The organism is Arthrobacter sp. FX8 (genome assembly GCF_026723805.1).
Lineage (GTDB): Bacteria > Actinomycetota > Actinomycetes > Actinomycetales > Micrococcaceae > Arthrobacter.
In genome coordinates, this window is sequence record NZ_CP113505.1 from 2805505 (window position 1) to 2831851 (window position 26347).

A 26347-nucleotide genomic window follows, 5' to 3' on the forward strand; every position below is an offset into this window, starting at 1 on the left:
AGCTAGGCCCGCGCCTCCTGCTGCTGCGCGGCCAGGTATGCGAACAGCCGGCGCAGGCCGAATGACCACTCCGGCAGTTCCTCACAGGGCCCCACCCGGTTGATCAGGGCACCCAGGTGCCGGCTGCGGATGGTCACCCGGTCACCGTGTTTGTGGGTGAAGCCCTGTCCGGGCACGTCGCGGTCCTGTGTGGGCGCAAACAGGGTCCCCGTGAACAGTGCGAATCCGTCCGGGTACTGATGGTGCTTCCCGTGCGTCGCCGCCACGAGCTCCTCGAAGGGCCGGCTGATCCGGGACACGCTGTTCCGGCCCTCCAGCAGGTAGCCGTCCGGGCCTTCGACGCGCAGCAGGATCTCCTCGCCGCGCAGCGTATCCAGGGTGAATTGGCCGTCGAACAGCCGGATCAGCGGTCCCAGCGCGCTGGAGGCGTTGTTGTCCTTGGCCTTGCCCAGCAGCAGCGCGCTCCTGCCCTCAACATCACGCAGGTTCACGTCGTTGCCGAGCGTCGCACCCACCACTGTGCCGCCGGAGGTGGCGATCAGGACCAGCTCCGGCTCCGGGTTGTTCCAGGACGAGAAGGCCGGGATGCCGATGCCCGCGCCCAGGCCTACCGAGGAGAGGACCGGGGCCTTGGTGAAGACTTCCGGGTCCGGACCGATCCCCACTTCCAGGTACTGCGACCACAGGCCTTCGGAGATCAGGACGCGTTTGGCTTCGGCGGCTTCCGGCGATCCCGGCCGCAGGGCGGAAATGCTTCCACCCAGGGCGCGGCCCACCAGTTCCCGGACCCCGGCCGCGCGTCCGGCGTCGCCGGCGCAGCGCTCCTCGATGACGCGCTCAATCATGCTGTCCACGAACGTGACGCCGCAGGCCTTGATGACCTGGAGGTCCACGGGGGCCAGCAACCGGGTCCGGGTGCTGTCACCCTCCAGGGACGCCTTGACGACGCCGGCCGTGTCCCAACGCGGTTCCGCCAGGCCGGGATCTGCCAGGGCTGAGCGGACGGCGGCAGCGGGATCGGGCAGCTCCAGGAGATCCGCGACCGTTCCGGCCAGGCGGTGCAGGTCAAAGACGCTGCCCCCGCTGACGGCCACAACGCGTGGTCCCCCGCTCTCCACATCCCAGACCCGCCCGATCAGCAGGGCCTGGTCCGCGTCCTCGGGGAGTATGGCGTGGACGTCTTCCGGGCCTGTGGCGTTCATTGCTTGTCCTCCTGGGTGGCCACAACCCCGGCTGCGGCGCCGGATGGGCGCTGCCAGACGCCATCCACCCTTTGCGGAACCTGCCAGGGATTGCTGTCCTGCAGGGGTTCGGGCAGCCGGTCCGCGGGAAAGTCCTGGTATGCCACCGGCCGCAGGAACCGGCGGACCGCCGCCGTGCCCACCGACGTGGTGGCCGAGGTGGTGGCGGGGTATGGCCCGCCGTGGTGCTGGGCGTAGCTGACGGTAACTCCGGTGGGCCAGCCGTTCCACAGGACCCGGCCGCTGATGTCCGCCAGCCGGGCAGCGAGCGCGGCGACGTCGTCGTCCGCTTCCGCCTGGAGCGTGGTGGTCAGCTGCCCTTCCAGCAGCCCGGCCAGGGCCGGCAACCCGGATTCGTCGTCGTACGCGACCACCAGGCTGGCCGGCCCGAACATCTCCTGGCGGAGCAGTTCCGGATTCTTCCGGACCTCGTCGGCAGTGGTGAGCAGGACGGTGGGGGCCGGCTCCTCGGCAAAGTCGCCTTCCACCAGGATGTCCACGCCGTCGGTGTCCCGGAGCCGGCTGACGGCATCGCTGTACCCGTCGTGCAGGCGGGGGCTGAGCAGCCGGGCGGGCGTGAAACCTGCCAGGGCCTGCGCCAGTTCGCGGCGAACGTCATCGGCCTGCCCCGCGGGGACGAACAGCAGCCCGGGCTTGGTGCAGAACTGGCCCATGCCCAGGGTGAACGAGGCAGCATAGCCGGCGAGGATGTCCGCCCGCCGCGCGGCCCAGGCCCTGCCCGTGACGAAGACGGCGTTGATGCCGCCCAGTTCACCGAAGAACGGAATGGGCTCCGGGCGGGCAGCGATGCGGTCGAGCAGGGCGCGGCCGCCCGCGGTGGAGCCGGTGAAACCGATGGCTTTCACTTGGGGGTGGTCCACCAGCGCCTCGCCTGCCTGCCGCCCGGTCACCATGGAGAACAGGCCCGACGGCGCACCTGCACCTTCCAGCGCATCGATCACGTTCCGCGCGGTCCGGGCCGCAAGCCCGGCGTGGGCGTCGTGGGCTTTGTGGACGACGGCGCAGCCGGCCGCCAGGGCCGACGCGCTGTCCCCGCCCATCACGCTGAACGCAAAGGGGAAGTTGGAGGCGCCGAAGACGCCCACGACGCCGAGCGGGACGTTGTAGCGCCGAAGGTCCGGGCGCGGGCCCATGGGCCAGTTGGGGTCGGCGTGGTCGATGGTGGCGTCGAAGTGCTCCCCGAGGCGGATTTCCGCCGCGAAGAGCCGCAGCTGGAACACGGTGCGCTTCAGTTCCCCTTCCAGCCTGGCCGTCCCGAGGTGTGTTTCGGCCACGGCGGTCTGCACAAGTCCCGCAGCGTCCTGCTCCAGGCCGGCGGCAATGGCTTCAAGCCACCCGGCGCGCCGGTGCGGGTCCGCCAAACGGGCCTGTTCGAAGGCACGGTGGGCGGCGCCGACGGCGGCGTCGAGCTCCCCTGCGGTGGTGGGTCCGGCGAGGACGGCCGTTGCGTGGGGGGCCGCGGTCATCGGCCGGCTCCTGCCGCCGCGGTCAGGGATCCGCCGGTGACGGCGGCCCGGTTGCCCACTTCCTGCCAGCCTGCGCCGTTGGGGAATTCCCAGCGGGCGCGGGAGGCGTTGAGCATCTCGGCGCCCGTGCCGGGCAGTGCCGGGGCGGCATAGCGGCCGTCGATGATCCGGACGGGTTCGGCAAAGTGCTCGTGCAGGTGGTCCACGAATTCGATCATGCGGTTTTCCTGGCTGCGGCCCACCACGGCGTAGTCGAAGAAGGAGAAGTGCTGGACCAGCTCGCACAGGCCCACTCCCCCGGCGTGCGGGCAGACGGGGACCCCGAACTTGGCTGCCAGCAGCAGGATGGCGATGTTCTCGTTGACGCCGGCCACACGGGTGGAGTCCAGCTGCAGGACGTCGATGGCGCCGGCCTGGAGGAGCTGCTTGAAGACGATCCGGCTCGCCACGGCCTCTCCGGTGGCCACCCGTACGGGGGTGACACCCTTGCGGATGTCGGCGTGGCCCAGGATGTCATCCGTGCTGGTGGGCTCTTCGATCCAGTAGGGGGTGAATTCGGCCAGCTGGTTGACCCACTCGATGGCCTCGGAGACTTCCCAGCGCTGGTTGGCGTCAATGGCGATGGGCAGGGCGCCCACCGCCTCACGGGCCAGGGCCATGCGCCTGCGGTCGTCGTTGATGTCGCCGCCCACCTTGAGCTTGATCATGGAGAAGCCTTCCGCGGCCGCCTCCTTGCTCAGCCGGACCAGTTTCTCGTCGCTGTAGCCCAGCCAGCCCGGGGAGGTGGTGTAGGCGGGGAAGCCGTTGTTCCGGAGCGACTCGATGCGCTGGGCTTTGCCTTCCTGGCCGGCGCGGAGGATCTCCAGGGCTTCCTCGGGGCTGAGGGCGTCGCGGATGTGGGTGAAGTCCACCACGCTGACCAGTTCCTCCGGTGTCATTTCGGCAAGGAGGAGCCACAACGGCTTGTTTTCGCGGCGGGCACGGATGTCCCACAAAGCGCTGACCAGGGCGCCGCAGGCCATCTGGGTCACGCCCTTCTCGGGTCCCAGCCAGCGGAGCTGGGAGTCGTGGACCAGGAGCCTGGACGCGCCGCCCAGGTCATAAATCAGCTCGTCGATGTCGCGGCCCACCAGCAGGCGTGCGTAGGCGTCAATCGCGGACGTGAGGATTTCATTGCCGCGGCCGCAACTGAAGATGAAGCCGTGGCCCTCATCGCCCGCGTCGGTGCGGATGACAACGTAGGCGGCGGAGTAGTCAGGGTCGACGTTGACCGCATCGGAACCGTCAAGTTCGAGGGATGTGGGGAAACGTACGTCCTGGGTCTTGATGGACGTGATGGAAGGCATGGAACTCAACTTTCGGTTTACGACTGCTGGGAGGGGAAAGATTCGATTCCTATACGAATTTCTAAAATCATATAGGACATATGATCCAGGTCAAGACCTGCCCGGCAGGCATTCGCTTGCCCGGGCACACAAAAGCCCCGGCCCTGCAGGGCCGGGGCTGCGCCGCACTGGGCTAGCCGGTGATGATCCGCCTGCGCGGCGGGCCGCTGTCCTCCAGGGGGCAAGTTCACCTTCGAAGGCCTGGGCAAACCTGTCGAAGGAGTTGCGGATATGGGTGGTCATGGCCGCCTCGGCCCGCTCCGGATCGCAGGCTTCGATCGCCTCACGCACGGCCGTATGCTCAGCCACCGTGATGGCGCCGTCCACATCTGCCGGGTAGAGCCGGAAGGTGTGCAGGTGGCAGTGCGTCTGGGCAAAGGCGTGCCGGACCACAGGATTTCCGGAGGCGGCCAGGATGGTGTCATGAAAGCGGGTGTCGTGCGCCACCAGATCCTGCCTCAGGTCCTTGCTGCGCTTCATGGTGCCCCGGAAGCCCGCCAGCTCCTTTTCCAGCGCGGCGGCCGGATTGGCAAGGCGGTCCACCGCCGCCGCACGCGCCGCCCAGGGCTCCACCAGGAGCCTGAACTCGAACAGCGAGCGCAGTTCCGGCAGGTCCAGGAGCGGGGTGGTGCTGTAGCCGCGGCCGGGGTTGTACACCACCAGGTTGTCGCCCTCGAGCCGCTGGAGCACCTCACGGACCGGGGTCTGCGAGACGCCAAGGCTGCGGGCCACGGCATCAATGTTGATGCGGGTGCCCGGAGCAATCCCGCCGTCCAGGATGGAGGCGCGCATGGCCGTGTAGACGTCGGGAACGGCTGCTTTGCCGCGCGGAACTTCGGATGGTTGACGTGGGGGCACGCAATTACCTCTTGAACTGGAGTGGACCGGGTTGAACCGGGGCACCCGGTTGCACGGGCGCCGGTTGGAGTGAAGCTGCTGGGGGAATCATAAGCCACCCGCCGCCGGCAGCTTCTCCGCAGGCTTTCCAAAAGCAACACTTGATCTGGATCACAAAATCTATATGATTAACCCGATTCCTATATGATTTTGGCGCTGATATCTTCCGCGTCTCCCCTCCCGCCCGTGCGCACCGCACCCGAAGCCATGTATATGTCGAAGGAGACCGCATGACTACGCTCGGAAGTAAAACAACCCTTGGCACTCCAGCCCGGCAGCCCCGCCTGATGACCCGCAAACGCTGGGTGATCATCTGGCTTGCCTTCATAGGCCTCAGCATCAACTACCTGGACCGTTCCAGCCTCAGCGTCGCACTGCCCTTCATGGGCAAGGACTTTGAACTCAGCGCCACCCAACAGGGCCTGATCTTTGCCGCCTTCTTTTGGGCCTACGACTTCTTCCAGCTCGCAGCGGGCTGGTACGTGGACAAGGTAGGCCCGCGCCGCTCGTTCTCACTGGCCGCCGTGTGGTGGTCCGTCTTCACCATGGTCACCGCCGCCGCATCCAGTTTCTGGTCCCTCTTCGCGGCGCGCTTCCTCCTCGGCGTGGGTGAAAGCCCGGCGCCCAGCACAGCCGCCAAGGTGGTGGCCACCTGGTTCCCGGTCCGCGAACGCGCCTTCGCCACCAGCATCTGGGACTCCGGCTCGCGCGTCGGGGCCGTCATCGCCCTGCCGATCGTCACCCTGATCGTCGCCTTCACCTCCTGGCACGCGGTGTTCATCATCATCGGTGTCCTTGGAATCATCTGGGCCGCCGTGTGGTGGAAGTACTACCGCGGCCCGGAGGAGCACGCCGGCGCCAACGCCGCCGAAGTCAGCTACATCCAGGACGGCGGCGCCCGCGGCGCGGCAAGCGACGACGAAAGCGCAGCCAAACTCCCTGGCGTTCGCTCTTCAAGTACCGCACCATCCTGAGCATGATGTTCGGCTTCTTCTGCCTGAACAGCGCCATCTATTTCTTCATCACGTTCTTCCCCAGCTACCTGGTCAAGGAACGCGGCTTCGACCTCCTCAAGCTCGGCTTCTTCGGCGCCATCCCCGGCATCTGCGCCGTCCTGTTCGGCTGGCTGGGTGGCTACCTGGCCGACCGTGCCGTGCGCGCCGGGTCCCCGGTCAGCAAGGTCCGCAAAACGGCCATCGCCGGCGGCCTGGCAGGCGGCTCCGTCATCATGTTTGCCGCACTGGTCCCGGAAGCCTGGATGGCCCTTGCCCTCCTGTCCGTCGCCTACTCCAGCCTCACCGTGGCGGCAACCGGCATCTGGTCCCTGCCGGCGGACGTTGCCCCAAGTTCACGGCACGTCGGCTCCATCGGCGGACTGCAGAACTTCGCATCCAACCTGGCCGGCATCTTCACGCCGATCCTGATCGGCGTGCTGGTGGACCAGACCGGATCCTTCGTGGCGCCGCTGGCCGTCATCGGCGCGATCTCCCTCATTGGCGCAGCCAACTACCTGTTCGTCATTGGCAAGATCGAGCCGCTGAAGGTCAAGGCAGCCGCCTAGGCCTTCCCAGCCGCCAGGCAAGTACGACGCCGGCACTTACCAAAGTGCCGGCGTCGTACTTTTTCTGCGTGGTGCCCTAGGAGGCCGGTGCCTCTGCGGAGACCTGCGCCTGTTCCTGCACCTGGGCTTTCGCAGTACTTTGCGCCTGGATGGCTGTGATGGCCACGGTGTTCACGATGTCTTCCACCGTGCAGCCGCGGGAGAGGTCGTTGACCGGCTTCCGCAGCCCCTGCAGGACGGGGCCCACGGCAACGGCACCCGAGCTCTGCTGCACCGCCTTGTACGTGTTGTTGCCGGTGTTCAGGTCCGGGAAGATGAACACCGTGGCCTGCCCCGCTACCGAGGAGCCGGGCATCTTGGACGCGGCAATGGAGGCATCCACGGCGGCGTCGTACTGGATGGGGCCCTCCACGGCGAGGTCCGGGCGGCGCCGGCGGACCAGCTCGGTGGCCTGCCGCACCTCGTCCACCGCCTCGCCCGATCCTGAGCCTCCGGTGGAGTAGGAGAGCATGGCAACCCGCGGCTCCACGCCGAACTGGGCGGCGGTCTCGGCCGAGGCCAGGGCAATGTCCGCCAGCTGCTCCACGTTGGGGTCCGGGTTCACCGCGCAGTCGCCGTAGACCAGCACGCGGTCCGGCATGAGCATCAGGAACACCGAGGACACGATCTTCACGCCCGGCCGGGTCTTCACGAACTCCAGGGCCGGCCGGATGGTGTGCGCCGTGGTGTGCGCCGCGCCGGAGACCATCCCGTCCACCACGCCCAGCTGGACCATCATGGTGCCGAAGTAGCTCACGTCCTGCATGATCTCCAGCGCCTTGGGCAGGTCCATGCCCTTGTGCGCCCGCAGTTCGGCGTACTTCTCTGCGAACGTGAGCCGAAGCTCGGAGGTGGCAGGGTCAATGACGTTGATCCCGGTGAGGTCGATGCCGTTCGCGGCGGCCAGTTCCCGGACGGCGGATTCGGGGCCCAGCAGCGTCAGGTCGCAGACATCGCGGCGGTGCAGGATTTCGGCTGCGCGCAGGATCCTGACATCGGTTCCCTCCGGCAGGACAACGTGGCGGCGCTGCGACCGGGCCCGCTCGATGAGGTCGTGCAGGAACCGCAGCGGGGTCATCCGCTCGGGCCTGGGCAGGTGCAGGCGCTCCACCAGCTCGGCTTCATCCACCCGCCGGGACCAGAGCCCCAGGGCGGAGGCCACCTTGCGCCGGTGCCCGGACCAGATCTCGCTGCGGACCTCGGAGACCCGGCGGGCGGCCTGGTAGGTGTCATCTCCGGTGGCGAACACCGGGAACGGTGCCTGCGCCAGGAGCGGGTAGATGTTGGCATCCGGGGCCAGGCCGCCGGTGAGGATGAGCGCCGACGCCACCGGGAACTCGGGTGAGAAGGAGGATGCCAGGCAGGCCACCATCACGTCCGCCCGGTCCCCCGGCACGATCACCAGGGCGCCTTCATCCAGCACGTTCAGGAAGTTGCCCACATTCATGGCGGCCACCTTGATGTCCCTGACGTCGCGTTCCATGTCCGGCGTGCCGGCGATCTGCCGCACGCCCAGCGCCATGGCCACCTCCCCGGTGGTGGGCCGGGCGATCTCCTCCAGTTCCGGCAGGATGTACACGGGCCGGCCGGAGGCACCGGGCTTCAGGGCCGCCGCAATGGCATCCAGGTCATCGGCGTTTGCCCGGTTGACCATGATGGCCAGGAGCGAGCACTTTTCCGCGGCAAGTTCCTTGCGCGCCACTTCGACGGCGGCAGCGGTCTCCGGAACGGTCCGCCCCTTGGCGCCCACAACGGCCACCACGGGCGTGGCCAGGTTGTTGGCAAGCCGGGCATTGAGGTCGAACTCGACGGCGGAGTCCTGGCCCACCAGGTCTGTGCCTTCGACGATCACCACGTCGCAGAGGCGGGCGATGTCGGCGAAGATCTCCACGCACCTGGCATCGATCTCGGCCCGGTTTCCCTCCGCGAGCAGCGTGCGGACCTCCCCGTAGGTCAGGCCGCCGCGGCACCGGTCCTCGTCCAGGGCGAACCGGGACTTCATCAGCGCCACCATGGGGTCCTCGGCTGCCGAGGGGCCGTGGACCACGGGCTTGAAGAAGCCGATCCGGTCCGCGTGCCGGTGCAGGGTGTCCGCCAGGCCCAGGGCTACCAGGGACTTGCCCGAGCCGGGGGTGGTTGCGCTGACGTAGATGCCTTTGGCCATGGTCCGCCCTTTGCTGTTCTTGCTGGTGCAGGTCCTCCCATCCTTGCACTTCAAGCCCCGTGGCGCGCGCCGCCGTCGGGCATTCCACCCCGGATGCCTTCCAGGCCAACGCACGCTGCCCTTGACACCGGACCCCCTCATGGGATTACCTAATGAACATTCGGTAAATAAAGCTGGAGGCAATGACGCATGGCTGAAGCAACACTTTCCGGGGCCACCCACCCCATCCTGGAAAACGACTACGCCTCCGAATGGATGGGAATCCAGGTCCTCGCCCTCAGCGACGGCCATGCAACCATCCGGATGACCCTCCGGCAGGAAATGCTCAACGGTTTCGGGATGGCCCACGGCGGAATGATCTTCGCGTTCGGGGACACCGCCTTCGCCCTCGCGTGCAACCCCATCCACCCTGCACCCGGCGAGGAAGGCACCATCACCGTGGCCTCCGGCGTCGACATCAACTTCCTCAAGCCCGCCTTCCGCGGCCAGGTGTTGACCGCCGTCGCAGACCGCCGCTCCAGTGCCGGGCGAAGCGGCCTGTACGACATCCAGATCTTCGCGGCCGACGCCGCCGCGCCGGCTTCCGAAACCCAACCCAGTTCCCCGGGCGAGCTCATCGCCGAGTTCCGCGGACGCAGCCGCACCATTCCCAAGAAGTAGGAAACCATGACCCTGCATGCCCCCGAAACCCCCGCCGCTGCCGGCATCGACCCCGGCCTGGACCGCGAGGAAACCATCTCCCGCGATGAGCTCGAGGCCCTCCAGCTCAGCCGCCTGCAGCACACGGTGGCCTACGCCTACGAGCGCGTGCCGCTGTACAAGCGCAAGTTCGACGACGCCGGCATCCACCCCAACGACCTGCGTGAACTGAGCGACCTGGGCAACTTCCCGTTCACCACCAAGGACGACCTGCGCGAGGAATACCCGTTCGGCATGTTCGCGGTACCGCAGCACGAAGTGGCCCGCGTCCACGCGAGCTCGGGCACCACGGGCCGCCCCACCGTGGTGGGCTACACCAAGCAGGACCTGGCAGACTGGGCGAAGCTCGTGGCCCGCAGCTTCCGCGCCTCCGGCATCCGCCCGGGCATGAAGGTCCACAACGCCTACGGCTACGGCCTGTTCACCGGCGGCCTGGGCGCCCACGCCGGGGCCGAAGCCCTGGGCTGCACCGTCATCCCCATCTCCGGCGGCCAGACCGAACGCCAGATCCAGCTGATCCAGGACTTCAAGCCGGACGCCATCCTGGCCACGCCCACATACCTGCTCACCATCGCCGACGCCATGGCCCACATGGGCATCGATCCCGCCTCCACATCGCTGAAGTATGCGGTGCTGGGCGCCGAGCCGTGGACCGAGGAGATGCGGCATGAACTTGAGGTCACCATGAACATCAAGGCATGCGACATCTACGGGCTGTCCGAGGTCATGGGCCCGGGCGTCGCCGGCGAGGCGGTGGAGACCCAGGACGGCAGCCACATCTGGGAGGACCACTTCCGCCCCGAAATCATCGACCCCTTCAACCCGGTGGCGGGCAAGGAGAACGTCCTGCGCGACGGCGAACACGGCGAGCTGGTGTTCACGTCCCTCACCAAGGAAGCGCTGCCCATCATCCGCTACCGGACCAAGGACCTCACCCGCCTGCTGCCCGGCACGGCCCGCCCAGCGCACCGCCGGATGGGCCGCATCACCGGCCGCAGCGACGACATGATCATCCTGCGCGGCGTGAACCTCTTCCCGTCCCAGATCGAGGAAATCGCCCTGCGGATCCCTGAGCTCAGCCCGCACTTCCAGCTCGAACTCACCCGCCCCGAGGGCCAGCGGATGGACCAGCTGACCGTGCGCATCGAGCGCCGCGACGCGGTGAGCATTGAACAGGGCACGACGGCGGCACGCACCTTGAAGGAGCAGATCAAGATCCACGTGGGTTCTTCGTGCACGGTGGACGTGGTGGAGCCGGGCTCGCTGGAGCGGTCCAACGGCAAGCTGCGCCGGATCTACGACCTGCGCCCCAAGGGCTAGGAGTCAGTTCTCCACGGTCGGCCGGGGCCGCTTAGACGGCCACCGGCTCCAGCGCTGCTGGACCCGGTGGCCGGGCTCCGGCCGATTACCGAACGTTCATGAGAAAATGGCGGCTATGTCTTCCACAGATGCTCCTGCAAAGCGCGGCCGGCCCGGGTATGACCAGCAGTCGGTGCTGCTGATTGCCGTCGACGTGTTCAACCGCCACGGGTACGATGCCACCTCCATGGGCATCCTGGCCGAGAACCTGGGTATCTCCAAGTCTGCGATCTACCACCACGTACCGTCCAAGGGCGACCTCCTCAAGCTTGCCCTGGACCACGCCCTGGGCGGCCTCGAGGCCATCCTGGAGCAGCCCCAGGCTACCTCCGGGGCAGCCGACGCGCGGCTGGAGTTTGTGCTGCGGCAGACCGTGGCGGTGCTGGTGGACCGCCTGCCCTTCGTCACGCTGCTCCTGCGCCTCCGCGGGAATACGGACATCGAACGGGATGCGCTGGAACGCCGGCGCACCTTCGACCACAAGGTGGCGGCCCTGATCTCCGCCGCGCGCGACGAAGGCTCGCTCCGCCAGGACATCGACCCGCGGACCGTCTCACGGCTCCTGTTCGGCATGATCAACTCCATTGTCGAGTGGTACAAGCCGGGCGGCTCCCTGTCCCCGCAGCGGCTGGCTGACGACGTCATCACCATGGCGTTCGACGGCCTGCATGCTGACGCATAGGCGGCAGCCGGGCCGGCCCAGGCATCAATAATAAGCGTGCTTGGTATTTTCCTGCTCCCCGGCTACGGTGGTAGAAAACCAGCATCCGCAGGAGGTACCGATGGGCCAGGCCACAGATCCACGGCGTTCACGGCGCCCCCGGACAGTGCTTGCCGGCGGCGCCCTGGCGGCCGCCTTGGCACTCAGCGGCTGCACCGGTACGCCAAGCCCCCCGGCCCCCAGCGGCACCTCCCCAAACCAGGCGTCGCCGTCGGCCTCCGCCAACTCCACGCCCGCTCCCTCCACCTCCGGTTCGGCCGGGACGGAAGGCGGCAACTCCGGGACAGCGGCCGGAAACCTGCCGCAACTCGTGGAAAACCTGTCGCCGTCGGTTGTCACCATCTTCACGGAGGGCGGCCTGGGCAGCGGGGTGGTGTACTCGGCCGACGGCCTGATCCTGACCAACGAGCACGTGATCCGCGGCGCCACCAACGTTGAGGTGGGGTTCGCGGACGGTCAGCGGGTGGAAGGAACGGTGAAGGCCAGCGACGCGGTGACGGACCTTGCGCTGGTGCAGGCCAAACGCACCGGCCTGCCGAAGCCCGCCTATCAAAGCAACCTGCCCAAGGTGGGCGAAGGCGCCCTGGTCCTGGGCTCACCCCTCGGCTTTGAAAACACGGCCACCGCCGGCATCATCTCCGGACTCCACCGCTCCATCCCCGGATCCGCGTCCAACAGCCTCTCCCTGGTGGACCTCATCCAGACGGACGCGCCCATCAGCCCCGGCAACTCCGGCGGCGCCGTGATCAACATGCGCGGCGAGGTGATCGGGATCAGCGAGGCCTACATCCCGCCGTCAGCCGGCGCGGTGTCACTGGGCTTCGCGATTCCCGCCGCCACCGCCGTGGACGTCGCCGAAGAACTGCTGGCCAACGGCACCGCAAAACACGCCTACCTGGGGCTGACGCCAGGCGAGCTGACGGCGCAGATTGCGGACCAGCTGGGAATCCAGGAAGGGGCCGGCGTCGTGGTGCTCGCTGCCGACGGTGACGGTCCTGCCGGGCGCGCGGGGATCCGGCCGGGCGACGTCCTGCAGTCCATGGAGGGCGTGGAGCTGACCACCCCGGAGAAGCTCCTGGCGGAACTGCGCAAGCGCAACCCAGGGGACACCGTAGGCTTCAAGGTCAAGCGCGGCGATCAAAGTTTGGATATCAAGGTGGACCTGAGCGACCGGCCTGCCAGCACAACCACCCGATAGGAAGGAAAAGAATATGAGCCACCCCAAGGAAGAGCCCGACGCAGGATTCATCATCCCGGACCCCTCAAAAATGCGCGAGGACGTTCCCGGCGACGCCGGCGACGAGGCCAACGTGATCCGCTTCAGCGAGGAGCAGGCCCTGATCGAGGAACAGTCGCACGGCGTCCGCCCGGACACCTACAGCATTCCCTCCGGCGGCCCCACCATGGACGAGGCCCGCGGCAACATGGACCTCTCCGACCGCAGCGAGGACGGCCACGGCACCGGCCGCGAGGATGACAGCAGCGACGACAGCCTGCACGGCGGCGCCGAAAGCTGACGCCGGCGAACCAAGACAAGCAGCAGGGGTGCCCCGATCCGACCGGGACACCTCTGCTGCTTCAGTTTGGCCTTGCCTGCAGCTGCCGCGCCTGGACCTGGTACTCGCCTAGACCTGGTACTCGAGGGCGCTGGTGAGGTTCTGGTGGACGCACAGGATGTTGTGCTCCGTGTCCATGAACCAGGCGCACTTCTCCGAGTCCGTGGTGCAGATGTGGTTCTCCGTCCGCAGCGTAGGCAGGTCATAGTCCTGGAACACCACACCCTTGGCTTCCATGTCCCTGACAGTTGCCTCGATGTCCGGGACCTCAAAGCTCAGCGCAGTGTGATCGGAGTGCTTGCCGTCCGCGACCGGCATCAGCTGCAGCAGGGGGCCGCCGTCGGTGCCGAGTAATTCGCTTCCGTCGTCCGCCTTGCCGCGGTGCGGGAGCCCGAGCTTTTCTGTGTAGAAACTGCGGGCGCGGGCTGCATCATCGACGGGCAGGATGGTTGTGGCTGTGCTCAGTTTAAGGTTCATGTGGGCCACCTCCTACGGGAAGAATCTTACGCCCGGGATGCCGGAAAAGACCCTCCCCCAAACGCCCCACCACCTCCCGCACCAAAACCCAAAACGCCCCATCACCTCCTAACGGAACGTGATGGGGCGTTGGAGGTTACTTCTCCACGAGGGTGAGGACGTCGTAAGTGGCCACGATCTCGTCGTTCTGGTTGGTGAGCACGGCGTCCCAGGCCACCTCGCCGTATTCGTCCGTTTCACGGGGAGTGATCTTCTTGGCGGTCAGGGTCACCCGGATCGAATCACCTGCGGCCACGGGGGTGGTGAAGCGGCAGTTTTCCAGCCCGTAGTTGGCCAGGACCGGGCCCGGGGCGGGCTCGACGAACAGTCCGGCTCCCCAGGCGAGGAGCAGGTAGCCGTGGGCCACGATGCCCGGGAAGAACGGGTTGGCTTCGGCGGCTTCCCGGTTGGTGTGCGCGTAGAACGTGTCGCCCGTGGAGTTGGCGAAAGCAGTGATGTCCTCGAGGGTGACCTGCCGCAGGTCCGAGCGGACGGCATCACCGATCCGCAGCGTCTCCAGGGACTTCCGGAACGGGTGCGTCCCCTCGGTTTCCACCGTGAAGTTGCGGTCCGCGCCCGTGTGCCACACACCGGTGACGGCGGTGAGCATGTTGGGCGAACCCTGGATGGCGGTGCGCTGCATGTGGTGCATCACCGAGCGGATGCCGCCCAGTTCCTCGCCGCCGCCGGCGCGGCCGGGACCGCCGTGCACCAGGTGCGGCACGGGCGAACCGTGCCCGGTGGAGCTGCGGGCGTCCTCGCGGTTGAGCATCAGGACACGTCCGTGGTGCGCTGCGATTCCCGTGACCAGTTCCCGAGCCACGTCAGGATCATTGGTGCACACCGAGGCAACAAGCGAGCCGCTGCCGCGGGCGGCCAGGCGGACGGCGTCGGCAATGTCCTTGTACCCGATCACGGACGAAACGGGACCGAAGGCCTCCAGAGAGTGGACTTCCTCCGCTTCCGGGTCCTGCCAGTTCAACAGGACGGGCGCCATGAATGCCCCGCCCTCCACCACACCGGTGGTTCCGTCGGCTGAGGTGACCGACGGCGAATCCAGCGTTCCGTACGCAAGCTCACCGCCGGCGTCGAGCATGGACTGCACGGCCGCCCGCACATCGTTCAGCTGCTCCACGGAGGCGAGGGCGCCCATGGTAACGCCGTCAGCGCGGGGGTCACCGAGGACGACGCGCTCGGCGATGCGCTTGCCGATGGCGGCGGAGACGGCCGGAACGAGTTCCTGCGGCACGATGGCGCGCCGGATGGCCGTGCACTTCTGCCCGGCCTTGGCCGTCATCTCGGTGACCACGGACTTGACGAAGGCGTCGAATTCCGGCGTGCCCTCCACCGCGTCGGGGCCAAGGATGGCGGCATTGAGGGAGTCGGTTTCCGAGGTGAAGCGGACGCCGCCCTGGACCACGTTGGGGTGGGACTTCAGGGACAGTGCGGTGGACGCGGAGCCGGTGAAGGCCACCAGGTCGCGGTAGTCCAGGACGTCCAGCAGCCCGCGGACCGAACCGGAGACCAGCTGCAGCGAGCCCTTGGGCAGGATGTTCGACTCGACGATGGCCTTGACCACGGCGGCCGCCACGTAGCCGGTAGGCGTGGCGGGCTTGACGATGGTGGGCACGCCGGCGATGAAGGCGGGCGCGAACTTCTCGAGCATGCCCCAGACCGGGAAGTTGAACGCGTTGATCTGCACGGCGACGCCGGGGATCCGGGTGTAGATGTGCTCGCCCGCGAAGGAGCCGTCCTTGGACAGCACCTCCATGGGCCCGTCCACCACCACCTGGGAATTGGGGAGCTCGCGCCGGCCCTTGGAACCGAACGTGAAGAGGACGCCGATGCCGCCGTCGATGTCGATCATGGAATCCAGCTTGGTGGCACCGGTCTGGGCCGAGAAGGTGTAGAAGTGTTCGCGCCGGGCTTGCAGGTACTGCGCCAGCTCCTTGAGCTTGAGCGCCCGCTGGTGGAAGGTCAGCTTGCCCAGTTCAGCCTGGCCGGTGGTGCGGCCGTAGTCCACGACGGCGGCCAGGTCCAGGCCCTCCGTGCTCACCTTCGCCAGGATCTCCCCGGTGCTCGCATCACGGACGGGGACTGCCGAAGCCGACGACCCGGCGTCGGGCGTCCACCATGCATCCATGATGAAGCTGGGCACTGTCTCCACGGTGTCGACCGTGGCCTGGGGAGCTGTGGCGGTGGTGGTCATCGTTGACGGTCCTTCCAACAAGGGGGCAGGCAAACAGGACGGGTCATTACTGACCGTCCGTTCGGTAATATATTCACCATACATGAAGTGCCGTGCTGCACACTAGAAGGCCGGGACTGAATTCGGCCACCCAAAGGAGAACGTATGAGCGCCCCAACCCCCATGGATGCTGCCGGGAACCAGCCCGATGCGCACGAGCTGTGGAAGATCACGCTCGGCGAGCTGGACGAAAAGATGGGCGTGAAGATCCTGGAGGAGTCCGTTGAACGCGTGGTGGCCACCATGCCGGTGGAGGGCAACAGGCAATCCTTCGGACTGCTGCACGGCGGCGCCTCCCTTGCCGTGGGCGAGGCCGTGGGATCCTGGGCTGCCGTCATCCACGCCAGCACCATGGGCAAGACGGCGGTGGGCGTGGACGTTTCCGCCACCCACCACCGCTCCGCACGCGAAGGCCAGATCACCATCACCGCCACCCCCATCCACCTGGGCGGCACCCTGGCCACGCACGAGGTGCTGATCACCAACGAGGCGGGCCAGCGGCTGTGCACCCTGCGCATCACCAACCTGCTGATGAAAAGAAAAAGCTGATCTAAAAAAGATGCCGGGCCGTGCATCCAGGGACGGTGTTGCGGCGGTAGTAAGCGCGTAAGCATCCTCTGCCCGGCTACCGGGCTTCCCTCAAGGAGTTCGACATGCGCAAAATGACCTACGCCGCTGGAGCGCTTTCCCTTGCCGCTTCGCTGGCTTTCGCCGCCCCCGCCCAGGCAGGCGGCCGGCACCACCATGACGATCCCGCCCTGCTGTCCGTCCTGCACGGGGTTCCCGGCCTGACCGTCGACGTGTGGGTGAACGGCGAGCTCACCCTCGATGACTTCACACCAGGGACCCTGGCCGGCCCGCTGGAATTGGCTGCCGGTGACTACCGGATCGCCATCACGGCATCGGATGCCACCAGTGCGGAGAACCCGGTGATCGGGCCGGTCGACGTGGAACTCGACGAGGGCCGCAACTACACTGCCGTGGCGCACCTCAGCGCTGATGGGGCACCCACCGCATCGCTCTTCACGAACGACACCAAGGCGCCCCGCAACGACAAGAAGGGCAAGCTGACGGTCCGGCACGTGGCCGCAGCCCCCGCCGTGGATGTGCTGGCCGGCGGATCGGCAGTGATCGAGGACCTCCGCAACCCGGACGAGGCCACCCTGAAGCTGAAGGCCGGGACCATTTCAGCAGCGGTAGCCGCCGCCGGAACCACCGATCCCGTGATCGGCCCAGCGGACATCACCGTCGAAGCCGGGAAGAACACCATCGTCTACGCGTGGGGAAGCCTGGCCGACAACACCTTGAAACTGGCCGTCCAGGTGGTTGGCGGCAAGGAGAAGTGCGACGAGCACGACTAACCACGCAGTTACCATCCACAGCGCTATGGCTGCGGGCAGGCCCCTGGCGGGGCCCTGCCCGGGTCCGGTTACCGTGATGCACGCCTGTTCCGCCGGCGGACAAGGACCATGAGCAGGAGTCCGACGGCGAGGGCTCCCGCCGCCCAGGCCGCTGCGGTAATCAACCCGGACGCTCCGGTGTAGGCCAGGCCGCCGGCGCCACGATCATCGTGTCCACCGGTGTTGGCAAGGTCCGCAGGTGGTGCGCTGGGAGTCGGGCTGGCCGCCGGCGGAGGTACGACGGCGGGAGTTTCAGTCGGCAGGGCAGGCGACGGGTCGGCGGGGGCAGGGGCGATGGGAGCAGGTGTGGTTGGAGCAGGGGCAGGGCTGCTTGGCACTGGATTGCTCGCTGTCGGCGCAGTCGGCGTCGGCGTTGCTGTCGGCGCAGTCGGCGTCGGCGTTGCTGTCGGCGCAGTCGGCGTCGGCGTTGCTGTCGGCGGTCCCGTTGTGGCGGCCGCGAACTCGAAACTGCTGACCCCGGACCGGCTGAACCCATTGACCGTCTCAGCGGTGAACCGTAGCGTGTCCGCACTCTGCGGAGCCGTGAAACTCCACTTTCCGGCCGCGTCCACGGGCACGTCGAACGGGTCCTTCCCTTGGATTGTGATCCTGACGCTGGACCCGGCAGCGACGGCCGAAGCGGGCGCGGCAGGAACCTGGCCGGAAAGGACCTGGCCGGGCTTGTAGGTTTCGCCGGGCGCTGGTGCCGTGATGGCAGGCTTGTTGAGGAACAGTTCCAGCTGGTAGCCGGGCAGCACAGCCAGGCTGTCCCGCAGGGTTGCTGCGACAGCAAAATTCTGCACCACATTGCCATTCGCATCCGGCGTATCCCCCGCGGAGTGGGTGCCCAGGGCGTAGTTCCCACTGAGGTATGGTCCGCCGGAGTCACCGCCGCTGGACTGTACTCCGTAGGACAGAAAGCCATCAAAGGCCCGGATGTCGTTGGCGTTCTTCTTATAGTCAGGTCCTGGCACCAGGAAGATCCCCACTGCGTCGACGGTTCCGCAGGACCAGCCTGAGGATCTGCCGGACCGGCAAACAGGCATCCCAACCACCGGGTCCGCCGAACCAACGATCTTCACGTCCGGCCCGGGCGCTGAAGGGTCGCCCCAGGTACTGGCAGCAGGAAGCGGATCGATGTCCTGTCTTAGTGACTGGATGACAGATATGTCCGTTCCGACATTCCCGGGGTCTGTGATGGCGGTGTAATCAGGGCCTGAAGGCGTACTGGGATCGAGAACCGGTGAGTTGCCCGGGCCACCGAACTGGCTGAAGCCGAACTTTCCCAGGGGCCCGGCCGGTACCCCTGGAATTCCAGGGTTGCTGTCTTGGCGGCACCATCCGATGCGCAGTGGCCGGCAGTCAGGACGGTGGGAAGCCCGGCGGGGTCGAATGCCGAGAAGCCTGTGGAACAGACGAAGCCGATGTCCGTCTGGTATCCAATGCCGCCGGGAACGTCCGCCTCGGGCTTCAGCGGAGTCCCGCCGTCGAGCTCCACGTTGGCGTAACGGGACACGAACTGTTCAGGGAAACCTTGCCGGTGCTCTTGCCGGCTGCGTCTGCCCCGGCTGCGGGGGAAACGGCGGAAAGCGCCTCCGGCGTGTTGATTCCGCCGGTTCGGATCACGAATTTTCCCCCGCGGACATGACGGCCTGCAAACCCTGCGGGCCGACGTCGCGGAGGTATGCCTGGAACAGCTGCTCCGTGTTCACTGCCAGTTGTGCCCTGGAGCCGTCCGCAGCCGTCGAGGGTGAGGGCGCCGGCGCCGCCGTGGGCGGCTCCGCCGCGGGTGCTTCGAGCAACATGGGGAATGTATTGCCGGCAAGGGCGGCAACCGCCCTCCCAAGCGCATCGCCGGATCCGATCACGATGATGGTGCGGCCGTCGATCCGGATTCCTGCGTAGCCCGGGACCTGGCGCAACTGAACAGCCGCGGCAGCCGCCTGCGCACCCAACTCGCCCGCGGCCTCGAACTGCTGGGGAGTCAGCTTGAGGTCCCGCTGCACCGCATCGTCCAGCGCTGCCTCTGACAGGGTGGTTGTGCCCGCGCCTGGTGTTGTACCGGAAGACGTGAACGTCCCTGCGGAGGTTCCCGGAGCCGGCGACGGGTTTTCGGAGCCGGCGGGTGCCGGGAAGGCCGCAGCGGGCCCGGCAGCGAGGCCCAAGGCCAGTGCCACGCCGGCTACCGTTCCTGTGGCAGTAATTCTTTTCATTGGGATCGCCGTTCCGCTCGTCCGCATCTGCGTTTACACGCGCTGGGATGACGGCGCGGTCGCACAGGTCACAGCAACCACACCTGTCACTCAAGTCACAAGAGTATCCTTTTGGCGTGCAAGGCCGGAAGCGGCATCCAATTCCGCAGGGCTCAATCCGTTCGCCAGCAAGTAGCTCCGGGTGTCCAGGCCGCGGACAAACGCGACCACCGCCAGCCCGCGTTGCTCCAGCAGCGGAGCCAGTTCCGATTCGGGCAGGCAGCGTTCCCGGCTGTGCGGCGGACCGTGCGTGCGGTAGCGCTCGTTGATGCCGCGGGCAGCCCGCCGGTACCCTTCGGCGATCGCGTCGTCGGAGTCCCCCGCGAGGTCCTGGACCATGGCGGCCACCAGCCCGCTGCGGTCCCGGCCTGCGGCACAATGCAGCAGGACGTTCCCCTTGGGCGCGGCCAGGGCGATGCTCCGGAAGACGCCCACCAGCTTCTCGGGGAAAAACGGGCATTCGCGGCGTAATGCGCGGGATCATTCAGGTAGGGTCCGGTAATTGCGGTGAAGCGCGGGTCATCCGGATCCTCCGTGGGTGCCTGCACCATGTCGATCCCCGTCCACGCCTCCTCCGGCACCACCGGGTCGTTGTCCCGGCGCCGCCCCTCCGCGGTGTTACGGAGATCCACCACCGTGCGGACGCCGTCGTCGAACACCTGCTTCCATCCCGCCCCGGTCAGCCATTCACGCCGGCCCATCCGGTAGATGCCCCCGGAAATGTGCCACGCGTTGACAGCTCCGTCCCAGTCCATGGGCCTGCCACGCTCACTCATCCGCACAGCTAACCACAAGCTCCTGAATGCTGCAGCACAAAAGGTCACAACAGGGAAGGGTACAAAGGCCTCCTGGCTTCCACCCGCTGGGCAATACTGTTGCGGGCACTAGCTACTTCATGTGACTGATGTTCAAAGGGGACCCCAGTGGGAAATGCTGTACTACGACGCCGACTCCCGGCTATAGCGGCCGGCCTTGCCAGCATGGCCATGGCGTTGGGCCTTGCGGCCATTCCGGCGCAGGCAGCGCCTCCCCAATCGACTATGTCGCGTTGGGAGATTCCTATACCGCTGGAACAGGGGCGGGCGCAGCCCTCCGCCCTGCCGGCGTGTCCTGTTGGCAGAGCCATCCGGGCTACGTGGACATCGTGGCGAAGATCGGCCGTGTTGACCTTGTGGAGAATGCCGCCTGCCATGGAGCCGTCCTGTCGACGGCCAGCCCCACCTACGATCCTGTTGTCTACACGCCCACCGTCCAGGAGCAGCTCCAGGGCCTTGTAAGCTCCGGCAAGCTCAGCCCTGATACCGAACTCGTTTCCATCACGGCCGGAGCCAACGATTTGAGCTTCTCCCGGGTTTTGGGTGTGTGCGCCTTCTATGGGGATACGGCGTGCCAGGCCGCAATTGCGCAGGCCACATCGCCGGCAGCACTCGCCTTCCTGACGACAGGCCTGGTGCAGGCATACTCCGCTATTCATCAAGCAGCCCCAAACGCCAGGATCGTAGTGCTGGGTTATCCGCTGCTCTTCGAGCCGTCGAGCGCTTTCGCTCCCATTCCCGTTACCAACCAAATGCTGATCAACCAGGCCACGCTGACGGTCAACGGCACCATTTCCGGTGCCGTGGACACCGCTAATGGCCTTTACGGCACCAACGCCCGCTACGTCGACGTCACGGCACGGTTCGCAGGGCATGCCGCCAACTCCCTGGATCCGTGGCTTCGACTGGACCCAAACAACTTCGCTGCCGACTACAACTTTCACCCAAACGCCGCCGGACACCGGGCTTATGCGTCAGCGGTGAGGAGCGCCATTAGTTCGGCGCCGTTGGCCGTGCAGTAATCAGGCCAAACCACTACGTCCGCCGGGCCAGCCGGTACTCAAGCCCGGCACGGACGGCAGGCCATTCATGGTCCAGGATGGAGAACACCACGGTGTCCCGCAGGTTCCCGTCGCTGGTCCGTGAGTGGCTGCGCAGCACGCCGTCCTGCTTTGCGCCCAACCGGGCGATGGCCTCCCGCGACTGGTGGTTCAGCCAGTGGGTGCGGAACTCCACGGCCGGGCAACCGACCACCTCGAAGGCGTGCCGAAGCAGCAGGAGCTTGGAGTCCGGGTTGGTGCCGGTGCCCTGCGCGGAGGCGGCGTTCCAGGTGGAGCCGATCTCCACGCGCGGCGTGGCGGGGTCGATGTTCATGTAGGTGGTCATGCCGATGATGCGGCCCGGCCCGCCGCTGGCGGCGTCGATCATACGGGTGGTGAAGGGGAGCATTGATCCCTGCTCCTGCAGGGACAGGCGGCGCCGGATCTCCGCCGCCATGGCGTCCGGAGCCGGGACCGACGTGTACCAAAGCTTCCACAGCTCGCCGTCACTGGCCGCATCCACCAGGCCGTCGTGGTGCTCCTCCGCGAGCGGCTCCAGGATTACGTAGCGGCCGGTCAGGGTAAGGGGTTCAAGGAAAGTCACTGCACCAGCCTAGGGCCGCCGGCAGGCGGGTTACGCTTGGGGGCAGCACCACGGCGTCGAGCGAGGGAGTTACTGTGTCAGGAACCAACCCGGATCCCGAGGACGACAAGATCACCGGCCTCGAGCCGGGCGGCGGGGTTCCGCCGGGCGAAACTCCGCCGGGGGAAGCATCCACCGTCGGCCCGCAGGGCCATGAGGAGCGCGGGCCCGGGAAGGGCACGCAGTTCCTGTGGATCGCCGTTATCGGCGTCGTGGTCCTGCTGTGCCTCCTGTACTTCATCGGCTACATTGTGGGCTTCTTCGACTAGGCAGCGTCTCTAGCTGGGCCAGTCGAAAAAGCCCTTGCCCGTCTTGCGACCCAGTTCACCGCGGGCCACCTTGTCCTTGAGGATCTGCGGCGGCGCGAACCGCTCGCCCAGGGTGGAGTGCAGGTATTCGGCGATGCCCAGCCGCACATCCAGGCCCACGATGTCCGTGGTCCTGAGCGGTCCGGTGGGATGTTTGTAGCCGAGCACCATCGCGGCGTCGATGTCCTCAGCGGACGCCACGCCTTCCTCCACCATCCGCATGGCTTCGAGGGCGATGGCCACGCCAAGCCGGGATGACGCGAACCCCGGGGCATCATTGACGACGACGGCGGTCTTGCCGAGTGCCTCCACCCACGTTTTCGCCGCGGCGGCAAGTTCGGGAGACGTGCGCTCACCCAGCACCACCTCAATGAGGGTGGAGGCCGGCACGGGGTTGAAGAAGTGCAGGCCCAGGAAGTTCTCCGGCCGCTTCAGTTCACGGGCCAGGCCGTTGACGGACAGCGACGAGGTGTTGGACGCGATGCAGGCATCCTCCGTCAGCCGTTCCTCGATCCCGCGCAGCGCCGTCACCTTGAGGTCCCAGTCTTCGGGGACGGCTTCCACCACCAGCTGACGGCCGGCAAAGGAGTCGTAGTCGGTGCTGACGGTGAGCCGCGACACCAGCTCTTCGAAGTTGGCGTCCACACCGCCGCGCTCAATGCTCTTCGCGGCCGCAGACTCCACCCTTTCCCGGGCGGCCTGGGCGGAGACGTCGTCGCGCTCCACCACCAGCACGTCGGCGCCCTTAATCAGGAAAGCGTGGGCAATACCGGCGCCCATGCGGCCGCCGCCCAGCACTCCCACGTAAGTGGGAAGGTTGGCGGGGACTTCAATGTTGCTCATGGTCTACTTTCCGTCGGCTGGATTGGCGGAGGCGGCGTTGGCCTTCTTGGCTGCGTTCCGGTCCAGGAACGCCTGCATCCGGTCGAATTTGGCCTGGGATTCGAACAGGATGCCCTGGGCAAGCTGGTCGATCAGCGGATGCGCCTCGGCAGGGGCGTGGAACACGGATTTGGTAATGCGGACGGCCAGCGGGTCCTGCCGCCCGATCCTGTTGGCCAGGCCGTGGGCTGCATCCAAAAGCTCCGCGGGATCGTGGATTTCGGTGATGAGGTTGGCCGCTTTGGCCTCATCGGCGCCGAGGATAAGGCCGGCCAGCAGGATCTGCTTGGCCATCGGTTCGCCCACCAGCTCCTTCAACCGCCAGCTGGCACCGGCCGCGGCGAGGATTCCCAGCCCGGTTTCCGGGTTGCCGATCCGCACGTTGGGGGTGCCGATCCGGAAGTCCGCAGCGTAGGCAAGCTCCGCCCCGCCGCCCAGGCAGTAACCGTCCAGTGCGGCAATGACCGGCATGGGCAGCTTGGCGATCCGGACGAAGATGGTGGAGTTGATCCCCTGCAGGGCATCGTCCCGACGCCTTTCGCGAAGCTGCGCGATGTCCGCGCCGGAGGCGAAGACACCCTCCACGCCGGCAATGATCAGCACCTTGGGGTTCTGTTCCAGCGCTGTGCAGACAACATGGAGCTCATCCACCATCTGCTGGTCAATTGCGTTCTTCACCTCGGGCCGGTTGAGCAGCACCACCACGCGGTCGTCCCGCTCCTCCACCAAAAGGGCGGTGAACTCTTCCGCCGCCAAGTCCACCCAGGCCGCCATCAGATTTTCTCCAGCAGCAGGGCGGTGCCCTGGCCGACGCCCACGCACATGGTGGCAAGGCCGATTCGGGCGTCCTCACGCTCCATCCGTCCCAGCAGGGTGATGGCAATCCGTGAGCCGCTGGAACCAAGCGGGTGCCCCAGGGCGATGGCTCCGCCGTCGCGGTTCACGATTTCCGGCTCCAGCCCCAGGCGCCGGATGCAGGCCAGGGACTGCGTGGCAAAGGCTTCATTAAGTTCGACGGCGGACAGGTCACCGACGCCCAGGCCGCTGCGCTTGAGTACTTTCTGGGTTGCGGGGACAGGACCAATGCCCATGATCTCGGGTTCACAGCCGGCAGACGCGCCGTCGATGATGCGCGCCCGGGGTGTCAGGCCCAACCGCTCGATAGCTGCCTCCGACGCCACAATGATCGCCGAGGCGCCGTCGTTGAGGGACGAGGAGTTCCCGGCCGTCACCACGGATCCGCCGTGCGCCACCGGCTTCAGCGCTGCAAGAACGTCCATGCTGGTGCCGGGGCGCGGGCCTTCGTCCGTATCCACCACCGTTTCGGATTTGCGTGTCTTGACGGTCACGGGAACGATCTCGTCCTTGAAGCGGCCGGCTTCGATGGCGTCCAGGGCAAGCTGGTGCGAGCGGACGGCGAATGCATCGGCGTCCTCGCGGGAGATGCCATCCACCCTGGCCACTTCCTCTGCCGTTTCAGGCATGGAGTAGGTCATCTTGCCGTCGCGGGACAGCCCGCCGTGCTGGAAGTGGGGGTTGGTGAACCGCCAGCCGATGGAGGTGTCAAAGATCTGGCCCGGCTTGGCGAAGGCGGCGGTGGGCTTCTCCTGCACCCAGGGTGCCCGGCTCATGGACTCAACCCCGCCGGCAATCACGATGTCCGCGGCGCCGGCCTTGATCATATGGCTGGCCTGGATGATGGCGCTCAGGCCGGAGGCACAGAGCCGGTTGACCGTTATGCCCGGGATGTGCAGCGGCAGCCCGGCAAGCAGGGTGGCCATCCGGGCCACGTTCCGGTTCTCCTCCCCGCGCCGTTCGCGTTGCCGAGAATTACTTCGTCAATGCTCTCGGGATCCAGGCCGGCGCGTTCCACGGCCTCGCGGAGCACCAGGGCGGCGAGGTCGTCCGGGCGCACGGCGGACAGCGCGCCTCCGTACCTGCCCACGGGCGTTCGGACCCCGCCAACAAGGAAAGCCTGCGGACCTGCGGTTGCAGCCATGGAAACACCCTTCACGCGATAAACAGCACTGTCATCGGCGGCCGGCACAGCGGAATCCTCCACTTACCGACCGTTCGTTCTGTAAATGGTACACGGCGATGCTGTGCATGCGCATCCAGTTACAGGACTGTCACCCCCAGGTGGGCGGCAAGGAGTGGCGCGAGGAGTCCCAGCTGGTAATCGTCAATCACCATGCCGGCCAGGCTGCCGAGTCCACTGATTTTGCGGAATTCCGTGCCCCTGAGGTCAAAGTCCTTCAGCTTGGCTCCAGCCAGGTCCAGCGATCCCACCGTGCAGTCCACAAGCTTCACGCGGGTTGCCACGGCGGCACCAAGGTCAAGTTCATTGATGATGCAGCCGGTGATCAGCACATCCGTGAGCTTGGCGCCGCGGAGGTTGAGGAAGTCCAGCTTGCCGCCGTCGATCCGGACGGACCGCCAGCCGCTTTCATAGAGCTCGGCAGAGCCCAGGCGCGGATTGCGGAACTCCACCTCCTGCCAGGTGCTCCGTGCGCCCCGGAAGACGGGCGCATACAGTTCGGCCAGGATGCAGTCGCGGAACGAGGCACCGCGCAGCTGGGTCTCGTTGAAGGACGCGGCCTCGAAGACGCACTCGGAAAAGACGGCACCGCCCAGGTCCAGGCCGTCGGCGGCGGGACGGCTGAACCGGACGTTCTCATGCCTCCCGCCACGCCGGAACTCGAGGTCCGGGCGGTCCTCAAGACCCTGCAGTTCCACCGGGGAGAGCCGGGGCGGCGCCACTTTGGCCACCCCCTTGCCTCGCACTTTATCCATGGCCCGAGCCTAACGGCCGGCACCGACAAGGAACAGCACGCCCAGGGCCAGGGGCTTGAAATAGTAAGCAAGCTTTGCATATTGTGAGAGAGCACGGTTGATCGACGGAAACGAAAGGAGGCCGGAACCATGGGCCTCGGAGACAAGATCAGTAACGCGGCAGAGGACCTTGGCGGCAAGGCCAAGGAAGCTGCAGGAACCGCGACCGACAATGACCGGCTGAAGGCAGAGGGCCAGGCCGACCAGGTCAAAGCCGATGCCAAGAAGGTCGGCGAGAGTGTGAAGGACGAGTTCAAGCGGGACTAGTTCCTTGCTGGTGCGGCCGCAGCGAACGGCGTGCT

Annotated in this window: 25 protein-coding genes and 3 pseudogenes; 12 read left to right on the forward strand and 16 right to left on the reverse strand. The window is 66.9% G+C overall.

Annotated elements, in window-relative coordinates:
- Window positions 1–2: 2 nt before the first annotated feature.
- The 4 genes from OUO20_RS13060 to OUO20_RS13075 form a co-directional block, all read right to left on the reverse strand.
- Complete coding sequence (locus OUO20_RS13060; protein ID WP_056392711.1) at window positions 3–1202, reverse strand: fumarylacetoacetate hydrolase family protein; 1200 nt, start codon at window positions 1200–1202, stop codon at window positions 3–5.
- Complete coding sequence (locus tag OUO20_RS13065) at window positions 1199–2728, reverse strand: aldehyde dehydrogenase (NADP(+)) (RefSeq protein WP_268001905.1); 1530 nt, start codon at window positions 2726–2728, stop codon at window positions 1199–1201. Before OUO20_RS13065 ends, OUO20_RS13060 begins: the two co-directional genes overlap by 4 nt.
- Window positions 2725–4074, reverse strand: coding sequence for an L-fuconate dehydratase (locus OUO20_RS13070; RefSeq protein ID WP_268001906.1), 1350 nt, complete (start codon window positions 4072–4074; stop codon window positions 2725–2727). Before OUO20_RS13070 ends, OUO20_RS13065 begins: the two co-directional genes overlap by 4 nt.
- A gap of 90 nt (window positions 4075–4164) precedes the next feature.
- Window positions 4165–4971: a GntR family transcriptional regulator gene (locus tag OUO20_RS13075; protein WP_268001907.1), complete on the reverse strand. Its 807-nt coding sequence runs from the start codon at window positions 4969–4971 to the stop codon at window positions 4165–4167.
- 422 nt (window positions 4972–5393) lie between these two features.
- Here OUO20_RS13075 and OUO20_RS13080 point away from each other — a divergent pair.
- Both OUO20_RS13080 and OUO20_RS13085 read left to right on the forward strand, forming a co-directional pair.
- Window positions 5394–5807: pseudogene (locus OUO20_RS13080) on the forward strand (MFS transporter); the annotation flags it as partial.
- A 23-nt stretch (window positions 5808–5830) separates the two neighbouring features.
- Window positions 5831–6571, forward strand: a complete 741-nt coding sequence (locus OUO20_RS13085; RefSeq protein ID WP_268003434.1) for an MFS transporter — start codon at window positions 5831–5833, stop codon at window positions 6569–6571.
- Window positions 6572–6647: 76 nt separating this feature from the next.
- On the opposite strand, the gene pta is transcribed toward OUO20_RS13085, so the two are convergent.
- A complete protein-coding gene (pta, locus tag OUO20_RS13090; RefSeq protein ID WP_268001908.1) occupies window positions 6648–8774 on the reverse strand; it encodes a phosphate acetyltransferase in 2127 nt (708 codons plus the stop codon).
- A 189-nt stretch (window positions 8775–8963) separates the two neighbouring features.
- Here pta and OUO20_RS13095 point away from each other — a divergent pair, with 189 nt between their 5' ends.
- From OUO20_RS13095 to OUO20_RS13115, 5 genes are all read left to right on the forward strand, one after another.
- Window positions 8964–9434, forward strand: a complete 471-nt coding sequence (locus tag OUO20_RS13095) for a hotdog fold thioesterase (protein WP_018768854.1) — start codon at window positions 8964–8966, stop codon at window positions 9432–9434.
- Window positions 9435–9440: 6 nt separating this feature from the next.
- Complete coding sequence (gene paaK, locus OUO20_RS13100; protein WP_268001909.1) at window positions 9441–10793, forward strand: phenylacetate--CoA ligase PaaK; 1353 nt, start codon at window positions 9441–9443, stop codon at window positions 10791–10793.
- 115 nt (window positions 10794–10908) lie between these two features.
- A complete protein-coding gene (locus OUO20_RS13105) occupies window positions 10909–11514 on the forward strand; it encodes a TetR/AcrR family transcriptional regulator (protein WP_134164094.1) in 606 nt (201 codons plus the stop codon).
- 100 nt (window positions 11515–11614) lie between these two features.
- The gene (locus OUO20_RS13110; protein WP_056392698.1) at window positions 11615–12751 is read left to right on the forward strand and encodes a S1C family serine protease; all 1137 of its coding nucleotides are present in this window, start codon (window positions 11615–11617) and stop codon (window positions 12749–12751) included.
- Window positions 12752–12764: 13 nt separating this feature from the next.
- Complete coding sequence (locus OUO20_RS13115) at window positions 12765–13070, forward strand: hypothetical protein (protein WP_018768858.1); 306 nt, start codon at window positions 12765–12767, stop codon at window positions 13068–13070.
- Between the two features lie 108 nt (window positions 13071–13178).
- Here the strand turns inward: OUO20_RS13115 and OUO20_RS13120 are convergent, their stop codons facing one another.
- Both OUO20_RS13120 and paaZ read right to left on the reverse strand, forming a co-directional pair.
- Window positions 13179–13586, reverse strand: a complete 408-nt coding sequence (locus OUO20_RS13120) for a VOC family protein (protein ID WP_268001910.1) — start codon at window positions 13584–13586, stop codon at window positions 13179–13181.
- A 136-nt stretch (window positions 13587–13722) separates the two neighbouring features.
- The gene (gene paaZ / locus OUO20_RS13125) at window positions 13723–15834 is read right to left on the reverse strand and encodes a phenylacetic acid degradation bifunctional protein PaaZ (RefSeq protein ID WP_268001911.1); all 2112 of its coding nucleotides are present in this window, start codon (window positions 15832–15834) and stop codon (window positions 13723–13725) included.
- Between the two features lie 144 nt (window positions 15835–15978).
- Between paaZ and OUO20_RS13130 the strand changes: the two genes are divergently transcribed.
- Both OUO20_RS13130 and OUO20_RS13135 read left to right on the forward strand, forming a co-directional pair.
- Window positions 15979–16422, forward strand: coding sequence for a PaaI family thioesterase (locus OUO20_RS13130; RefSeq protein ID WP_051081334.1), 444 nt, complete (start codon window positions 15979–15981; stop codon window positions 16420–16422).
- A gap of 104 nt (window positions 16423–16526) precedes the next feature.
- Window positions 16527–17234, forward strand: coding sequence for a DUF4397 domain-containing protein (locus OUO20_RS13135; RefSeq protein ID WP_134164097.1), 708 nt, complete (start codon window positions 16527–16529; stop codon window positions 17232–17234).
- 68 nt (window positions 17235–17302) lie between these two features.
- On the opposite strand, the gene OUO20_RS13140 is transcribed toward OUO20_RS13135, so the two are convergent.
- From OUO20_RS13140 to OUO20_RS13155, 4 genes and pseudogenes are all read right to left on the reverse strand, one after another.
- Window positions 17303–18247 carry a hypothetical protein gene (locus OUO20_RS13140; RefSeq protein ID WP_268001912.1) on the reverse strand — a complete coding sequence of 315 codons (945 nt, stop codon included), beginning with the start codon at window positions 18245–18247 and terminating at the stop codon, window positions 17303–17305.
- 173 nt (window positions 18248–18420) lie between these two features.
- The gene (locus OUO20_RS13145; RefSeq protein WP_268001913.1) at window positions 18421–18789 is read right to left on the reverse strand and encodes a hypothetical protein; all 369 of its coding nucleotides are present in this window, start codon (window positions 18787–18789) and stop codon (window positions 18421–18423) included.
- A gap of 106 nt (window positions 18790–18895) precedes the next feature.
- Window positions 18896–19486, reverse strand: coding sequence for a hypothetical protein (locus tag OUO20_RS13150; RefSeq protein WP_268001914.1), 591 nt, complete (start codon window positions 19484–19486; stop codon window positions 18896–18898).
- Between the two features lie 90 nt (window positions 19487–19576).
- Window positions 19577–20280: pseudogene (locus OUO20_RS13155) on the reverse strand (tyrosine-protein phosphatase).
- 293 nt (window positions 20281–20573) lie between these two features.
- On the opposite strand from OUO20_RS13155, the gene OUO20_RS13160 reads away from it, so the two are divergent.
- Window positions 20574–21362, forward strand: a complete 789-nt coding sequence (locus OUO20_RS13160; RefSeq protein ID WP_268001915.1) for an SGNH/GDSL hydrolase family protein — start codon at window positions 20574–20576, stop codon at window positions 21360–21362.
- Window positions 21363–21375: 13 nt separating this feature from the next.
- Here OUO20_RS13160 and OUO20_RS13165 read toward each other — a convergent pair whose 3' ends face one another.
- On the reverse strand, window positions 21376–21984 hold the full coding sequence (locus tag OUO20_RS13165) for a GNAT family N-acetyltransferase (RefSeq protein ID WP_056392686.1): 609 nt from the start codon (window positions 21982–21984) through the stop codon (window positions 21376–21378).
- A gap of 74 nt (window positions 21985–22058) precedes the next feature.
- On the opposite strand from OUO20_RS13165, the gene OUO20_RS13170 reads away from it, so the two are divergent.
- Window positions 22059–22292, forward strand: a complete 234-nt coding sequence (locus tag OUO20_RS13170; RefSeq protein WP_018768867.1) for a DUF6480 family protein — start codon at window positions 22059–22061, stop codon at window positions 22290–22292.
- 9 nt (window positions 22293–22301) lie between these two features.
- Here OUO20_RS13170 and OUO20_RS13175 read toward each other — a convergent pair whose 3' ends face one another.
- The 4 genes and pseudogenes from OUO20_RS13175 to OUO20_RS13190 form a co-directional block, all read right to left on the reverse strand.
- A complete protein-coding gene (locus tag OUO20_RS13175) occupies window positions 22302–23174 on the reverse strand; it encodes a 3-hydroxyacyl-CoA dehydrogenase family protein (RefSeq protein ID WP_018768868.1) in 873 nt (290 codons plus the stop codon).
- A gap of 3 nt (window positions 23175–23177) precedes the next feature.
- Window positions 23178–23987, reverse strand: a complete 810-nt coding sequence (locus OUO20_RS13180; protein ID WP_018768869.1) for an enoyl-CoA hydratase/isomerase family protein — start codon at window positions 23985–23987, stop codon at window positions 23178–23180.
- Window positions 23987–25212, reverse strand: a pseudogene (locus tag OUO20_RS13185) (thiolase family protein). The gene OUO20_RS13180 and the pseudogene OUO20_RS13185 overlap by 1 nt, the downstream one beginning before the upstream one ends.
- 119 nt (window positions 25213–25331) lie before the next feature.
- Entirely contained in the window at window positions 25332–26006 is a 675-nt protein-coding gene (locus OUO20_RS13190; RefSeq protein WP_056392683.1) for a pentapeptide repeat-containing protein, read from the reverse strand.
- 129 nt (window positions 26007–26135) lie between these two features.
- Here OUO20_RS13190 and OUO20_RS13195 point away from each other — a divergent pair, with 129 nt between their 5' ends.
- Window positions 26136–26312: a CsbD family protein gene (locus OUO20_RS13195; protein WP_018768872.1), complete on the forward strand. Its 177-nt coding sequence runs from the start codon at window positions 26136–26138 to the stop codon at window positions 26310–26312.
- The last annotated feature ends 35 nt before the right edge of the window (window positions 26313–26347 follow it).

Excerpts from the sequence above, each read along its gene's own strand:
- OUO20_RS13060 (WP_056392711.1), bottom strand. The coding sequence starts at position 1,202 with ATGAACGCCACAGGCCCGGAAGACGTCCACGCCATACTCCCCGAGGAC.
- OUO20_RS13065 (WP_268001905.1), bottom strand. The coding sequence starts at position 2,728 with ATGACCGCGGCCCCCCACGCAACGGCCGTCCTCGCCGGACCCACCACC.
- OUO20_RS13070 (WP_268001906.1), bottom strand. The coding sequence starts at position 4,074 with ATGCCTTCCATCACGTCCATCAAGACCCAGGACGTACGTTTCCCCACA.
- pta (WP_268001908.1), bottom strand. The coding sequence starts at position 8,774 with ATGGCCAAAGGCATCTACGTCAGCGCAACCACCCCCGGCTCGGGCAAG.
- OUO20_RS13095 (WP_018768854.1), top strand. The coding sequence starts at position 8,964 with ATGGCTGAAGCAACACTTTCCGGGGCCACCCACCCCATCCTGGAAAAC.
- paaK (WP_268001909.1), top strand. The coding sequence starts at position 9,441 with ATGACCCTGCATGCCCCCGAAACCCCCGCCGCTGCCGGCATCGACCCC.
- OUO20_RS13105 (WP_134164094.1), top strand. The coding sequence starts at position 10,909 with ATGTCTTCCACAGATGCTCCTGCAAAGCGCGGCCGGCCCGGGTATGAC.
- OUO20_RS13110 (WP_056392698.1), top strand. The coding sequence starts at position 11,615 with ATGGGCCAGGCCACAGATCCACGGCGTTCACGGCGCCCCCGGACAGTG.
- OUO20_RS13115 (WP_018768858.1), top strand. The coding sequence starts at position 12,765 with ATGAGCCACCCCAAGGAAGAGCCCGACGCAGGATTCATCATCCCGGAC.
- OUO20_RS13120 (WP_268001910.1), bottom strand. The coding sequence starts at position 13,586 with ATGAACCTTAAACTGAGCACAGCCACAACCATCCTGCCCGTCGATGAT.
- paaZ (WP_268001911.1), bottom strand. The coding sequence starts at position 15,834 with ATGACCACCACCGCCACAGCTCCCCAGGCCACGGTCGACACCGTGGAG.
- OUO20_RS13130 (WP_051081334.1), top strand. The coding sequence starts at position 15,979 with ATGAGCGCCCCAACCCCCATGGATGCTGCCGGGAACCAGCCCGATGCG.
- OUO20_RS13135 (WP_134164097.1), top strand. The coding sequence starts at position 16,527 with ATGCGCAAAATGACCTACGCCGCTGGAGCGCTTTCCCTTGCCGCTTCG.
- OUO20_RS13150 (WP_268001914.1), bottom strand. The coding sequence starts at position 19,486 with ATGAAAAGAATTACTGCCACAGGAACGGTAGCCGGCGTGGCACTGGCC.
- OUO20_RS13175 (WP_018768868.1), bottom strand. The coding sequence starts at position 23,174 with ATGAGCAACATTGAAGTCCCCGCCAACCTTCCCACTTACGTGGGAGTG.
- OUO20_RS13180 (WP_018768869.1), bottom strand. The coding sequence starts at position 23,987 with ATGGCGGCCTGGGTGGACTTGGCGGCGGAAGAGTTCACCGCCCTTTTG.
- OUO20_RS13190 (WP_056392683.1), bottom strand. The coding sequence starts at position 26,006 with ATGGATAAAGTGCGAGGCAAGGGGGTGGCCAAAGTGGCGCCGCCCCGG.
- OUO20_RS13195 (WP_018768872.1), top strand. The coding sequence starts at position 26,136 with ATGGGCCTCGGAGACAAGATCAGTAACGCGGCAGAGGACCTTGGCGGC.